Source organism: Phyllobacterium myrsinacearum (assembly GCF_002980555.1).
In the GTDB taxonomy this organism is placed as follows: Bacteria; Pseudomonadota; Alphaproteobacteria; order Rhizobiales; family Rhizobiaceae; genus Phyllobacterium; species Phyllobacterium myrsinacearum.
In genome coordinates this window covers 53238-67012 of sequence record NZ_PVBT01000002.1, presented here as the reverse complement: position 1 = coordinate 67012, position 13775 = coordinate 53238, and the positions used below count along the sequence as shown (strand labels likewise).

Genomic DNA, 13775 nt, shown 5'->3' with positions numbered 1-13775 from the left:
CAGATGATGAAACGTTTCTATCAGGCCTTGTCGCCAGGTTTGCCATCAATGTTATATTTCTTGAGATAATCTCCCAGAAGATCTGCATAGTCATTTTGAAGCGAGGAAGCCTTGCTCTCATTGATCGCCGTAAGGATGAACGTGGACGCCAAGCTCAATACTCCGCCCGCGACGCCAAATCCGGCCCCTAGCCCCTGGATCAAGCGCGGAACCACATAACCAAGCGCGCCCATTCCGCCTTCCACCGTGACGGCCGATGCGCCGAGAAGACCCAGAGAGCCTGTTGTAATATTCACGGCACCGGTTGCCACATCACCATTTCTGATCGCCTTCACACCATCAAAGATGTTGTAAGCTCCAAGCGCAAGCCCAGCCAGACCTCCGCCCACGCCTCTCAAACCAAATTCAAACCTGCTCGCATTCTTTTGCAAGAACTCGTTAAAGCTCTTGGGGTCGCCGATTGTCTTGGGGTCGAACCCCGCTTTCTTCAAAAAATCGCGGTAGTTCTTCACGCCACCTTCCGCAAGGATTGCGGCCGTTTGGAATGAACCAATCGCGATATCGACTTTGTTGCGGTCCGTCAGATGGCCACTTCCGCCGATGCCTTTGGCTATGGTAATGCCAGCCAGCAATAGTCCGCTCACACCATGCTGAATACCTTTGTCAAAAAGACGCTTGGCGGAATTGTTCGCATCGATCAAGCCGTAAGCCCCACCCCCCTTGGTTCCCTGTCGCAGTGCTTCCCATTGCCCCCGGAAAGCGGTCAGAATCTGGTCCGGTTTGGCTTTCGTCCCGTCCTGATTGACGAGAAGCTCGGGATTGGTTTTCCCGATTTCATCAATCATCTCCCTGACCTTCCTTTCATCCAAATCCTTACCGCCATTGATGCCGAATGCTTTCTGGAGGTCCTGAGCAGTTGCACCGTTGAAGGCACCATCCTTGGCGATAGATGTAAAATTCTCATTGAGTTTCTTGTCGTGCTTGCCGGTAAAATCGGGATCCAACGCGGCGTTGTAGAGCCCAACCTCAAGGCTGAACGTGCTGATTGCTTCTTCGGGTGTGTGGTCTTTCAAAAGATCCTTGAAACGATCGCCGGAGACCATCTTTTTCTCATAGAAATCCTGCAGCTCGCCATTGTGCTTGGAGTTCTTGACTGCGTCCTGCAAAGCCTTGGCATTATCAAGTCCCAGCGCCGCCTGATACATCTTTCCGGTCTGGAAGAAGTTGGCAAGATTCTCGGTCGGGCCGGCCCCGGGCTTCCAAGACTTGTCGAGTGCAGCACCTGACTTGATGTCCTTGTCGTAGATGCCCGTCAGCGCGTTTTTCAGATCCTTGTCGCTACCGACGAAATCCTTCAGGGTTTTCTCACCGGTCTCGTTCAGGAATTTTACAACCTCCGGGTCCTTTTTCAGAGTGTCGATGCGTTGTTTGATCTCGGCCATAATGGCAGCAGGATCACCGCCGACACCGGCGCGATCATTAAGCTTCTTCTTGACATGGTCCTTGTCCCACATGCCAACCTGCTTGCCCATGCCGACCAGATCGTATGCTTTCTGCAGATCGCGCACCACAGCTGCCTTTTCCTGGGCGCTGTATTTTCCCGGATTCTTGAAAATCTCGTCGTCAAATTTCTTTACGTCCACGCCCGCCACAGCGTTGCCGTCAGCCGCGCGCACGATAAATTCCATCGCCTCTTTTGCATCCTTGGGCGCGTCATTTTTCAGCCAGTCCGATATGTCCTTTCTGGAGAGACGTCCATCGGAGCCGTTTCGAAGCTTGTTATGGCTGGTTTCGAGGATGTCAAAGCTGCCTGGTTTTGTCCAGAAATCGAGCGCCTTTCTCAAATCGTCGCTCATCAGCTTGGGGTTTTCATCCTTGAATTTCTGAATATCCTTGAGCGTCAGAGAGTCCTTCGCACCGGTTGCGCCTTTGATGGCGTCGAAATTTTCGTACAGGATGGAACCATACTTGGCGATTATTTTGGATGCGTCGTCGGCATTCTTGTTCGTTTTCAGGTAGTCGTTATAGGTATTACCCACGCCCGCGAGACTTGAAAAACCGTATTTACCGAAATCCTGAAGGCGGCCAGCCTCTGTCCCATGCTTGGCTTCACCACTTTTGGTGAAACCATCAATCTTGCCATTACCGACCTGGTCGCCGGACTGCATTTTCCCGTTCGCATCATACTTTTCGATGCGCTCGAGCACCTGTACCGCACGGTAGGCCGCATCGCGATCATTTTCAAAATCGCCGACACGATCCTTCAGCATGTCCTTCACGCCGCTCTGGTTACCTAAATTCTTGAGCAGCGGACTATTATCGATGATCTCGCTGGCCGAACGCTTGTCATAGTTGGGCACAGTCCACTTGATGCCCAGCGCCTCGGCTTCCTTGCGCATCTTGTCCTCATCGGCAATGCCGCGTGATTTGGTATCCTTGTCTGCTGGTGAACCCCGATGTAGCGATCCATCCTTCTTTTTTGCTGGAGCGTCATCCAAGTTTCCTTTCAGGTTCTTGAAGCCCTGCTTGCCAAAGTCCTGAAGACGGCCGGCCTCGGTACCATGTTTGGCTTCGTCGCCGCCGGTAAAGCCATCGATTTTATTGTTACCGACATTCTTGCCGTCCTGAATATTGCCGTTGCCGTCGAATTTCTCGATATGCCTGAGAACCTGCGCCGCACGAAAGGCAGCATCGGCATCCCGGTCAAAATCACCGACACGCTCCTTGAGCATGTCCTTTACGTGACCCTGATTGCCGAGATTCTTGAGCAGGGGGTTGTCATCAATAATCTCTTTGGCAGATCGTTCGTCACCTTTCGGCCGCTCCCATTTGATACCCAGCGCCTCGGCTTCCTTGCGTGCCGCTTCGTCATGTTTCGGATCAGGACGACGCGGCAATTCTCCCTTCAGATTGTCGAAACCATATTTGCCAAAATCCTGCAGACGCCCGGCTTCCGTCCCATGCTTGGCTTCCCCGCCTTTGGTGAAGCCGTCAATCTTACCATTGCCGATATCGCCACCGGAAATACTTTTTCCATTTTCGTTATATTTTTCAATATGTTCAAGCACTTGTACCGCACGGTACGCAGCATCGGCATCCCGATCAAAGTCACCGACACGTTCCTTGAGCATGTCTTTCACGCCGCTCTGGTTGCCCAGGTTCTTCAGCAAGGGACTATCATCTATGATCTCTCTGGCTGAACGCTTATCGCCCTGCGAATGAACCCAATTGATTCCAAGGCGCGCGGCTTGCTCCCGAGCTTTTGGGTCTCCCCATTCGGCTGAGGTTTTCTTTAAATCGCCCTTCAGGCTCTCGAAACCATATTTGCCGAGATCTTTCAGACGGCCGGCCTCCGTTCCGTGCCTTACCTCTCCCGAACCGGTGATCCCGTCGATCCTGCCATTTCCAACATCTTTGCCGGAATTGCGATTTCCGCCGGAATCGAACTTCTCGATATGGTCGAGAACTTGGCTGGCCCTGTAGGCAGCGTCGGAATCATGCTCATAATCACCGACAAGTTTCTTCAAATTATCCTTCATGGCGTCAATATCAGGACGCCCCTTGCCGCCGCCCTTCCGATCGATCAGGTCACGTAACATCGGATCATTCTCAATGATGTATTTGGCCGAACGATTGTCGCCATTCGGTCGGGTCCACTCGATACCGAGAGCCTCCGCCTTTTTTCGCGTATCTTCGTCCGGTGCTTTTTTTTCAATGGCAGAAACGATCTGGCGCCACTTGAGAGAGGTACCGGGTTCGTTGATATTGGTCTTTTGCAGCTTTACTGACTCTACACCCATGACACGTTCCCCTATCTTCAGCAGAAAACCGGAAAGAAATGCAATCCGCGATCACATCGTTTGGTCGACTAAATAAAACGTCGCATAAACCTTCTATTCCACCTGCACAGTTCATTGTATTTCCGGTTCAAAAAACATCATTTGTGAAACGTAATATATTTGTTCACTCCTGAGCGTGTGCATGCCTCGCGGGTGGCCGCGGTCGATGATGACGGGCTTGAACGCTGGATAGAAAAATCACAGTTGAGCCGGACGGCCTATTCCATTCCGGGCGCGAGAACGCATTTCAGGCCAGCATTCGCCGGCGGCTGCTCCCATCTCAAGCTCGTGCTCTTAATCCAGATCGTCACGGATGCAGGCCTTGTACTGGCCGGGCCCGATTTCACGCAAGTGCGGCACCGTTTCGGCGCATGCGCTTAGTACTGCCGGGCAACGCGTGCGAAACACACAACCGCTCGGCGGATTGGCCGGACTTGGGACATCTCCCGTCAAAATCTGCCTTTTCCGGCTGGCATCCGGTTTTAATGACGGGATGGCCGACAGAAGTGCACGCGTATAGGGATGTTGCGGGCGCGCATAGAGATCGGCACTCGATGCAATCTCCATGATACGGCCGAGATAGAGCACGATCACCCGGTCACAAATATATTCGACCACAGCAAGGTCGTGCGAGATGAACAGCATGGTCAGGTCGTGGCGCTGTTGCAGATCGCGCAGAAGGTTTATCACCTGCGCCTGGATCGACACATCAAGCGCCGAAACCGGCTCATCTGCGACGATGAATTCGGGGGCGAGTGTCAGGGCTCGGGCGATACCAATGCGCTGGCGCTGTCCGCCAGAAAACTCGTGGGCATACCGATTGATGGATTCTGCGGGAAGATCAACCTCCTCAAGCGCCGATCGCGCCCGCTCCAGCCGCTCTGCCGATGTCCCGATCCGCTGGATTTTCAAACCTTCGGTGAGTATTTGGCCAATGGTCATGCGCGGTGACAGACTCGCGAAAGGATCCTGAAAAATATACTGCAGGCGCCGCCGTGCCTGCCGCATCTGAGAGGCCGAAAGCGTTGTCAGTTCGGTGCCGTCAAATTTCACACTGCCGGACGAAGGCTCGACCAAGCGCAGGATCGAACGGCCGATCGTCGTCTTGCCACTGCCGGACTCGCCAACAAGACCGACCACCTCGCCTTTGGCGATATCGAAAGAGATGCCTTCCAGGATACTAAGTTTAACGCCGCGCGAAACATAATGCTTGGTGAGATCGCGGACGGATACGAGTGGTTTATTGCTCATTGGCCTATCTCCTGCCACCGCAGGCAGCGACTTCCGTGTACCGCGTTAACGTCGGCCAATGGTGGTATTGCCATCTGGCAGGCATCGACCGCATAGGTGCAACGCGGAGAAAATGCGCAACCTTCCGGCATGCTGGAAAGGCTCGGTACGACGCCGGGGATGGCCGCCAGTTTCTGTCCGGCCTTCTTCATGCGGGTTGCATCGCCGAGCCGCGGCATGGATGCAAGAAGGCCAAGCGTGTAGGGGTGACGCGGATTGCGGAAAACTTCCTCGACAGGCCCGTGTTCCACAATGCGCCCGGCGTACATCACGGCTACCCGCTGGGCAATCTCAGCGACCACGCCAAGATTATGCGTGACGAAGAGGATGCCCATGCCCCGTTCACGTTGCAATGTGAGCAAAAGGTCGAGGATCTGCGCCTGAATGGTGACATCAAGCGCGGTGGTCGGTTCATCGGCGATCAGCAATGTCGGATCGCAGGCCAGGGCCATGGCAATGGTGGCCCGCTGCCTCATGCCGCCGGATAATTCGTGGGGATATTGGCCTGCCCGGCGTTTTGCGTCCGGGATGCCGACCTGTTCCAGGAGTTGCACGGCAGCGTCGAGAGCCGGTTTGCGGCCGGCTTCCCGGTGAATGCGGATAGGTTCCGCGATCTGGTCGCCGATCGTAAGAACCGGGTTCAGGCTGGACATGGGCTCCTGGAAGATCATCCCGATGTCGTTACCCCGGATTTTCCGCATCTGTTCTTCATCGAGCGTGACAAGATCACGAACCGAGCCATCCTTGGACCTGAAGCGGATGCTGCCAGCCGCAATTACCCCGACATTTCGCGCCAGCAGCCGCATGACTGATAGACTTGTGACTGATTTGCCCGAGCCGGATTCACCGACAAGCGCTACCGTTTCTCCGGCAGCGATGGTCAGATCAATATCGCTGATGGCCGTAATGTCGCCGCCGCGGAGGCGAAAAACTGTCTTTAGGCCGCGAATATCGAGAATTGGCTCAATAGGCTTGTCCATCCCGCCCCTCAGTCAAGCAAGCCGGTTGAGCGAAGAATCATATCGATCCTGACCGCCTCTGCCTCATTGAGCGGCTGGCGCGGCCGAGGCATGACATTGGTGTCAATGATACCAAGCCGGCGCATGGCCGTCTTGAATCCCCCAATACCGGAAGCACCGCCGCTCACCCGGTTCTGCGCCACCCAGACGATTTCGAACAGTTCGCATAGCCGTTCCTGTTCCCGCCGCGCCGCAGCCCAGTCACCCCTCTGAGCCGCATTCCACAAACGGACGTAGCCATGAGGATCGACATTGGCGAGGCCGGGAACCACGCCGTGTGCACCCATCTGCAGCGCGTTGTCCACGACGGTCTCCGAGCCGGTCATGAGAAACACATCCTCGTGCTCCACCAGATCCAACAAGGCATAGCGGAAATTGCCGTCGTCGCCGCTGGAATCCTTGAGGCCGATAATGGTTCCTTCCTTCGCGAGCGTTGTTACAGTCGAGCGCGCCAGTTTTGTGTGAACGCAAACAGGGATGTCATAGGCGACGAGAGGGATATCGACCGCGTCTTTGATGTAACGAAAATGGTCGATGATCTCGGACTGGCTGGTAATCGTATAGTAGGGAGCGGTCACCACAACCGCATTTGCGCCAGCAGCTTTTGCTGCCTGGGAATGCGCAATGACAGCGTCGGTCGTCGCGTCAATAACGCCGGCTATGACCGGGACACGCCCGTTGACCACTGTTACAGAATGTTCAAGGATCGCTTGCCGTGTTTTCCAATCATGGAAGACCACTTCACTTGTGGAACCCAATACGAATACGCCATGGCATCCAGCCTCAATTAGATGTTCGAGCACCCTCGTATAGGATGGATAGTCGACCGTGAAGTCAGGATTAAGCGGTGTTACAACAGGTGGAACCACCCCGTGGAATTTCGTCATTTTCACATTCTCTCGTTTGTCAGTTTAAATCTGCGCGAGGATCGAAAGCATCCCGCAACCCGTCGCCAATGAAGTTGATTGCAACAACGGCAAGCACCAGTGCCCCGCCTGGAAACAGCCATTGCCAGGGGAATTGTTCGAGAACCGCGGTCGAGCGTGCAGCATTGAGCATATTGCCCCAACTGGCCGCAGGCGGTGCAATGCCGAGCCCCAGAAACGACAAGCCGGCTTCCAGAAGAATTGCGTTGGCAATCTGCAGCGTGGCGTAGACGACCAGGATATCGATCGAATTTGGCAGTCCGTGCCGGAACAGCAGATGGCCAAGCCCTGCCCCCATGCCGCGCGATGCCAGGACGAAATCCCGTTCCCGCAATTCAAGCAGCCGGGCCCGGACCATGCGTGACAGGAGCGGCCACGACAGCAGTGAGATGACAAGCACGGTTGGCCAGATGCCCGTCCCGGTGATCGATGCAAGCACCAGAAGGAAAATGACGGGAGGGAGTGTCATAACCAGATCAACGAAACGCATGGTGGTAGCATCGGCCCATCGCCCGCCAAGGGCCGACATGGCCCCGACGAGAAACCCGATAACCGCAGAAACTGCGGTTGAAGCCACGGCGACCAGCAAGGAAATGCGTCCGCCTTCGAGGACGCGGGAAAAGACATCGCGCCCAACGCCATCTGTTCCGAACCAATGTGTACCGGATGGTGCGCTGTTCATGGCAAGCAAATCGATATCATTGGGTTTAAACGGCCACCACAATGGATAAGACAGGATCATGATCAGCAGCGGAACGATCACACAGAGGCCAAAAATCGCTGCCCTGTTATGTCCGAAGCGATACAGAGCTCTCGCCAATGGTCCAGGACCTGAGGTCAATACGCGCGCCAACATCTCAGCCCACCTTGATACGTGGATCGATGAACGCATAGGTAATGTCCGTCAAAAGATTGATGAGGATCACACACACCCCGATGACAAGCGTTGCACCCATGATGACAGGATAGTCACGTGTCTCCACGGCATTGACCAGCAGCAGTCCCATGCCCGGCCAGTTAAAGACACTTTCGATGAAAATCGCACCGCCGATGGCAAGACCGATGGTGGATCCGATCACGGTCACGACTGGCAGAAGTGCATTGCGCAAGGCATGTTTGGCGATGACCCAATACTCCTTGACGCCTTTTGCCCGAGCAGTGCGAACATAATCCTGACTGAGTACCTCAAGCATTGACGAGCGCATATACCGCATGATCAACGCTGCCTGGGCGGCAGCGAGAAGCGATGCGGGCAGGATCAGATGCCGGATGAGATCGCCAAGCGAAAATGCACTGCCTGGCGTCAACATCCCCCCTGCCGGTACCCATTTCAAACGCACGGCAAAAATGTAGAGTCCGATGAGTGCACTCAGAAATGCCGGGCTTGAGATGCCAACGAGGGCAAAAACGGAGAATGACAGGTCAGTGAGAGAGTTGCGTCTCACCGCGCTGATCACTCCGGTGACGATGCCAGCGACTATGGCGATAAACAATGCCGAACCCATCAACAGAATGGTTGGTCCGATCCGCCCCATAATGAGACCCAGAACTGGCTGGTCCTGACGCTTGATGGAAAAGCCGAGGTTCCCTGTGACCGCCTGCTGAAGCCAGGCGAAATACTGCACGGGCAGAGACTTATCGAGTCCCAGCTGTACGCGCAGATTGGCAAGCTGCTCCGGAGATGGTGGAGTGGTTGGATCAATGTAAGCATCAATCGGATTGCCCGGAGTGAGACGCAGAAGGAGAAAGATCAGCATGCTCAATGCTATGAGCATGCCGAAACCTATCACCAGGCGTCGAAGTCCATACTGAAACATTGCGGTTCCATCGTGCGAGAGAGATCAGGTCATCCCGTGCCAAAATCAAAGCTCTGATTATTCAGAGATCGACCATCTTTCCGGATGAGCCTGGAAAGGCCCGCCGCCGGGCGCCGGCGTCCATATGAAGTCCTTCAGTTTTGACGAGACCACACCATAGCGGTTTGCCACCCACATCGTTGCCCACGGAAGATCGGCATTCATGACCTTGCACACGTCCTGATAATGGCTATCGCGTTTTGCCGGATCTGGCTCGCTCAACGCAGCATCAAGCGCCGCATTGAGATCCGGTATGCGCGCCCGTACGATATTTGGCCCTGCGGGCGGTATCTGGTTTTCATTGAGACCAACATTGATGTTGCTGGCGTCGGGTCCATTTTGCAGACCGGCATAGACCAACTGAAATTGCGACACATCTGGGTTCGAATTCAGGACGATGCTATTATAGGTCGGCGTATCGACGGCACGTGGGATCACATTGATCCCAACTTGCGCCAACATCGCCTGCATGGCTGCCAGTACGTTGGTTGCCAGAGGCGTTGTATAATATGTCAAAAGCGTAATCGGCTTGCCACCGTTGATCTGCGCCCATCCGGCCTCGTCCAGGAGCTTTTTAGCTTTTTCCGGATCATAGGCGTAGGTTTCTACGCCCTTTGGCACCAGCTGATCGGCAACGTAGGCGCAATTGGCAGACTTCGCCGCGCCGCCATAAAGACTTTTGATGATCGCATCGCGGTTAATCGCATACATCACCGCCTTGCGGACGCGCAGGTCTTTCCAGATCGGCGATTCATGATTGAAACCCAGGTAATTCACGACAAATGAATCGCCCTCGATGACCTTGAAAGTCTCGTCGCCTTTAAAGGTCGAAACGTCATTTGAATCCACATAAGTGAACTGGATTTCGCCGGCACGCAGCGCAGCGATCGCCGCTGCCGGATTGGCAAAATAGCGATTGATGACGCGCTCAAGTGCAGGCTTGCCGCCTCGATATTCGGGGTTCGCCGCAAGCTCCACATATTGATCGGTAACGTATTTGGTGAACTTGAAGGGTCCGGTACCAATAGGAGCGGTCGACCACCAGCTGTTCTTGGAAAGCTGATCGACGGGAATAGATGCGAGAGCATGTTCGGGCAACATCAGCATCTTGGTCATGGTATCGAATGTGCTGGCGCTCGGAGCCGTCAGCTTGATGACAAGGGTATGCTCGTCGGGCGTTTCGACAGACGCAACGCCCTTCAACCGGGCGGCCAACACTGACCCTGACTTGGCATCCCTGGCGAGTTCCATTGTGAACTTCGCATCTTTCGATGTGAACGGTTTTCCATCGTGCCATTTGGCGTCAACCAGCTTGAACGTGTAGGTCAACTGGTCAGGGCTGACGTCAAATGAACTCGCAAGAACGCCGACGACTTTCTGCAACTTTTCATCGTAGGTCACGAGCGGTTCAAAATAGACGCTAAGCCACGTGAATCCTGCCGTTGCCGCCAAGGGATTGAAATTACCTTGAAACCCTCCCGGACCGACATCGAAGCCACCTGACAAGGTCGCTGCATTTGCACGCGCCGGCCATACCGATAAACCTGCACCACCGATCAACGCGGCAGATATTGCCACCGCCGAAGCAACCATTCTCAATTTCATTACACCCTCCCACCGGCTGAACTGATTTTGTTGTACTCGATGACACGGGCAATCCCCTCGTAATGCCTGTCGAGGTGGCCGCGCGCATCACCGAGATTTCCCGCCTCAACCGCATCAACGATGGCCTTATGGTCGCGCCAGGTCTGCATGGGGTCGGTGTTCTCGAGATTGACAAAATTGGAGGCTTTGTAAAAAGCCATCCAGAACACCTCTATGAGCCGCACCAGCGTTTCGTTTTTCTGGCAGCGAAACAACAGAGTGTGAAACAGCTTGTCCTCTTCGACAAAGGCCTCATTGCGCTCGGCGTGAATACGCATCCTCTCCAGCACTTCGCGAAGCTCCCGAATATCTTCCGGTCCGATCGCCTTCAGCGTCTTGTCGATCAATCCGACCTCAAGCGTTCGGCGAATGACGATGACTTCTTCTATCTGCTTGAGCGCACCGCCCAGACCGTAGGCAAGATTCTCGAGGAGAGGTTCAAAGGAAAAGGCCTTGACGAAAACACCGACGCCACGCCTTGATTCCAAAACACCCACGGACTCCAGCGCCTTGATGCCTTCACGCACTGAATTGCGGCTAACCCCCAATTGATGGGCCAGATCACCTTCGGGCGGTAGCGGCGCACCGGCCTGCAAGCCGTTCTCGTCAATATAGGCGCGCAGACTTTCCTGCACCGACACATGTAAGAGCGGAGCCCTGCTCAATGGCTTGATCGATTTGAGGCCCATTCGTCACTCCCGCACTCGCCGCCAATTTCAAAATTCAACCATCTATCAAATATCTACTTGTAGGATATCTGTCAATGGGATATTTGCTATCGGCGTTTGCAGGCCCTGACCATGGCACGTAGCGCATGAGGAAAGCTGGATATGAACCTGATAAAAACTCTCTGCGGCGGCCTCGTTGTATCCTGTCAGCCCATGCCGGGCGGGCCGTTCGACAGGATAGATGCGATATTATCGTTCGCTCGGGCGGCGCAGGCATCAGGTGCGGTTGCACTGCGTATCGAAGGCATCAGCAACGTTGCCGCTGTAACCAAAGCCTGCCAGCTGCCGGTCATTGGCATTACCAAACGGGATCTCGACACCAGCGCCGTAAGGATCACACCGTTCCTTGAGGACGTGGAAGAATTGATACGGTCCGGTGCATCCATGGTGGCAGTCGATGCGACTGACCGGCCACGGCCTGTTGCATCCAAGGATTTGATCGCTGCCATCAAAGGTCTGGGCGCAATTGCCATGGCGGACATATCGACCGAAGCTGAAGCACGAGCAGCTCTTGATGCAGGCGCTGATATCATAGGCACGACCATGTCGGGCTATACGGAGCCGGGACCGGGCCCCACCGCGCCTGATCTTGATCTCGTGCGCGACTGTGCTGCCTTGCGTGTTCCCCTGCAAGTCATCAACGACGCGCAGGCAGCGGCCTGGGGTGAGTATCGATTTGGTGCCGGGAGGGGCCGCGACATAGTGTTCGTGACCGTCTCCAGCGGCATTGGCGGCGGTGTGGTGGCGGGCGGGCGCCTGTTGCGTGGTGCCCGGGGGCTTGCCGGAAGCCTTGGTCAGACCTTGCGCGGCAACGGTGACAGCCTGTTGCGTCTGGAGGCACTTGCTTCTGGCTTTGGCATAGCCGAGGCCGCACGCATGGCTGGACATCCAGGTGACGCAAAATCAGTGATCGCAGCGGCAAACGATCACGTGCCCTGGGCGAACGATATTCTTGCCGGTGCCACCTCGGAGCTTGCGACCGCCCTGGTTGGTGTGCAGGCCATGGTTGATCCCGATTGCATTGTCATTGGCGGAGGCGTTGGGCTCGCTCATGGTTTCATCGCGCGGCTGGAACAGGCTTTCGAAACCCTTCCCGAGACCTTGGTCCCCACACTCGTACCCGCCAAACTTGGCGTTGACGCAGGGGTCATCGGAGCCGCCGACCTGCTCAATGAAGGCCATTGAAACCGATTTCATTTTCCCAAATCCGAGTTTCACAAGGAGAATATGCATGCTCAGAAAGCTCTTCGCGACAGCAACCGCTGCAAGCGCAGCAGTGCTCGTCCAGCCTGCGATGCCAGCTATGGCCGGCCAAGTCTGGCCAAATCTTCCTGTCGGCATAAAGAACGGCATAGCCGCCCGCGTGGGCGACACGGTCTATGTGGGGCTGGGTTCGGCAGGAACCGATCTCTATTCGCTCAATTTAAACAATCCGGCGTCGGGCTGGATCAAACGCGCGCCATTTGTCGGAACGGCCACGAATGGCGCGGCTGCAGCGGCATCTGGCGATACAATCTATGTCTTCAGCGGCAACGGTAAAGCCGATCCGGCGGCCGTCGCTCCAATTATATTCGACACCGTCTACGCCTACGATACCAGATCCGATGCGTGGCGAAAAATGAACACAAAAACGCCTGTAGGCCTCTCCGGCGGCAAAGCGATTGCTTTGAGCGATGGACAAATTGCTATTGTTGGCGGGTACAACAAGCACTTGTTTGATAACTACGTCTCCGGCATCGCCGGAATTGACAAAGAGAAAAACCCGGAGGTTTTCAAGAACTTTGTCAATTCGTACATGAGCATGAAGCCGGAGGATTACAGGTGGAATGCCAAGGTGCTTTCCTTTGATCCCAATACAGGTCAATGGGGCTCGTTTGGCGACAATCCGTACCTGCCCAATTGTGACTCTGCGATTGTCAGCCAGGGGGACAATGCATTCACGCTGGTAGGCGGCGAGATCAAACCCGGATTGCGCACTCCGGATGTCAAATCAGTGACGATCCGGAATCAGACAGCAACGTGGCAGAAACTTCCTCCCCTCCCCAAGCCCACGGCCGACGCGCGCCAGGAGGGTGTGGCAGGCGCATTTGCAGGTTCCTCGGGCGGCGCAATTCTGGTGGCGGGAGGGGCTAATTTCAAAGGTGCGCAATCCAACGCCGATGCTGGAAAATGGTTCACTCATGATGGCATTGCAAAAAGCTGGCGTGAGGAAGTCTACGCGTTCGATGGCAGGGATTGGAAAGAAGTTGGAAACTTGCCGCGTGGTCTTGCGTATGGCGCTTCATTCTCCGTGCCAAACGGAATACTCATCGTTGGCGGCGAAGACAAGGATGGCGCGGCGCGGAAGGAAGTATTTCTTCTCAACTGGAACGGCAGAGCGTTGTCAGTCGAAGACTAAGAAATAACGGCAAGCCCCCGTTTACCGCGGGTCATGCGATGTGCCGCAGATCCCGAAAGACCCGCGGCACATCGG

At 55.2% G+C, this 13775-nt stretch carries 10 protein-coding genes; 2 read left to right on the top strand and 8 right to left on the bottom strand.

Annotated elements, in window-relative coordinates; translation table 11 throughout:
- Window positions 1–20: 20 nt before the first annotated feature.
- The 8 genes from C5750_RS07245 to C5750_RS07210 all read right to left on the bottom strand — a co-directional run bounded on the left by C5750_RS07245 (window position 21) and on the right by C5750_RS07210 (window position 11263).
- On the bottom strand, window positions 21–3800 hold the full coding sequence (locus C5750_RS07245; protein WP_105733216.1) for a type III effector HrpK domain-containing protein: 3780 nt from the start codon (window positions 3798–3800) through the stop codon (window positions 21–23).
- 333 nt (window positions 3801–4133) lie between these two features.
- A complete protein-coding gene (locus C5750_RS07240) occupies window positions 4134–5090 on the bottom strand; it encodes an ABC transporter ATP-binding protein (protein WP_105733215.1) in 957 nt (318 codons plus the stop codon).
- Window positions 5087–6109, bottom strand: a complete 1023-nt coding sequence (locus C5750_RS07235; RefSeq protein ID WP_105733214.1) for an ABC transporter ATP-binding protein — start codon at window positions 6107–6109, stop codon at window positions 5087–5089. Before C5750_RS07235 ends, C5750_RS07240 begins: the two co-directional genes overlap by 4 nt.
- An 8-nt stretch (window positions 6110–6117) precedes the next feature.
- Window positions 6118–7035 carry a dihydrodipicolinate synthase family protein gene (locus tag C5750_RS07230; protein ID WP_105733213.1) on the bottom strand — a complete coding sequence of 306 codons (918 nt, stop codon included), beginning with the start codon at window positions 7033–7035 and terminating at the stop codon, window positions 6118–6120.
- Between the two features lie 19 nt (window positions 7036–7054).
- The gene (locus C5750_RS07225; protein ID WP_105733212.1) at window positions 7055–7930 is read right to left on the bottom strand and encodes an ABC transporter permease; all 876 of its coding nucleotides are present in this window, start codon (window positions 7928–7930) and stop codon (window positions 7055–7057) included.
- A gap of 1 nt (window position 7931) precedes the next feature.
- Window positions 7932–8891, bottom strand: a complete 960-nt coding sequence (locus C5750_RS07220; RefSeq protein WP_105733211.1) for an ABC transporter permease — start codon at window positions 8889–8891, stop codon at window positions 7932–7934.
- A gap of 57 nt (window positions 8892–8948) precedes the next feature.
- Entirely contained in the window at window positions 8949–10535 is a 1587-nt protein-coding gene (locus C5750_RS07215) for an ABC transporter substrate-binding protein (RefSeq protein ID WP_105733210.1), read from the bottom strand.
- Entirely contained in the window at window positions 10535–11263 is a 729-nt protein-coding gene (locus C5750_RS07210; protein ID WP_105733209.1) for a FadR/GntR family transcriptional regulator, read from the bottom strand. Before C5750_RS07210 ends, C5750_RS07215 begins: the two co-directional genes overlap by 1 nt.
- 141 nt (window positions 11264–11404) lie before the next feature.
- Here C5750_RS07210 and C5750_RS07205 point away from each other — a divergent pair, with 141 nt between their 5' ends.
- Window positions 11405–12487, top strand: a complete 1083-nt coding sequence (locus tag C5750_RS07205; protein WP_105733208.1) for a putative N-acetylmannosamine-6-phosphate 2-epimerase — start codon at window positions 11405–11407, stop codon at window positions 12485–12487.
- Between the two features lie 46 nt (window positions 12488–12533).
- Window positions 12534–13700: an N-acetylneuraminate epimerase gene (locus C5750_RS07200; protein WP_105733207.1), complete on the top strand. Its 1167-nt coding sequence runs from the start codon at window positions 12534–12536 to the stop codon at window positions 13698–13700.
- The last annotated feature ends 75 nt before the right edge of the window (window positions 13701–13775 follow it).

What these genes read in the sequence shown, in the direction of transcription:
- C5750_RS07220 (WP_105733211.1), bottom strand. Translation starts at nt 8,891, where the DNA reads ATGTTTCAGTATGGACTTCGACGCCTGGTGATAGGTTTCGGCATGCTC.
- C5750_RS07205 (WP_105733208.1), top strand. Translation starts at nt 11,405, where the DNA reads ATGAACCTGATAAAAACTCTCTGCGGCGGCCTCGTTGTATCCTGTCAG.
- C5750_RS07210 (WP_105733209.1), bottom strand. Translation starts at nt 11,263, where the DNA reads ATGGGCCTCAAATCGATCAAGCCATTGAGCAGGGCTCCGCTCTTACAT.
- C5750_RS07200 (WP_105733207.1), top strand. Translation starts at nt 12,534, where the DNA reads ATGCTCAGAAAGCTCTTCGCGACAGCAACCGCTGCAAGCGCAGCAGTG.
- C5750_RS07215 (WP_105733210.1), bottom strand. Translation starts at nt 10,535, where the DNA reads ATGAAATTGAGAATGGTTGCTTCGGCGGTGGCAATATCTGCCGCGTTG.
- C5750_RS07245 (WP_105733216.1), bottom strand. Translation starts at nt 3,800, where the DNA reads ATGGGTGTAGAGTCAGTAAAGCTGCAAAAGACCAATATCAACGAACCC.
- C5750_RS07230 (WP_105733213.1), bottom strand. Translation starts at nt 7,035, where the DNA reads ATGACGAAATTCCACGGGGTGGTTCCACCTGTTGTAACACCGCTTAAT.
- C5750_RS07240 (WP_105733215.1), bottom strand. Translation starts at nt 5,090, where the DNA reads ATGAGCAATAAACCACTCGTATCCGTCCGCGATCTCACCAAGCATTAT.
- C5750_RS07225 (WP_105733212.1), bottom strand. Translation starts at nt 7,930, where the DNA reads ATGTTGGCGCGCGTATTGACCTCAGGTCCTGGACCATTGGCGAGAGCT.
- C5750_RS07235 (WP_105733214.1), bottom strand. Translation starts at nt 6,109, where the DNA reads ATGGACAAGCCTATTGAGCCAATTCTCGATATTCGCGGCCTAAAGACA.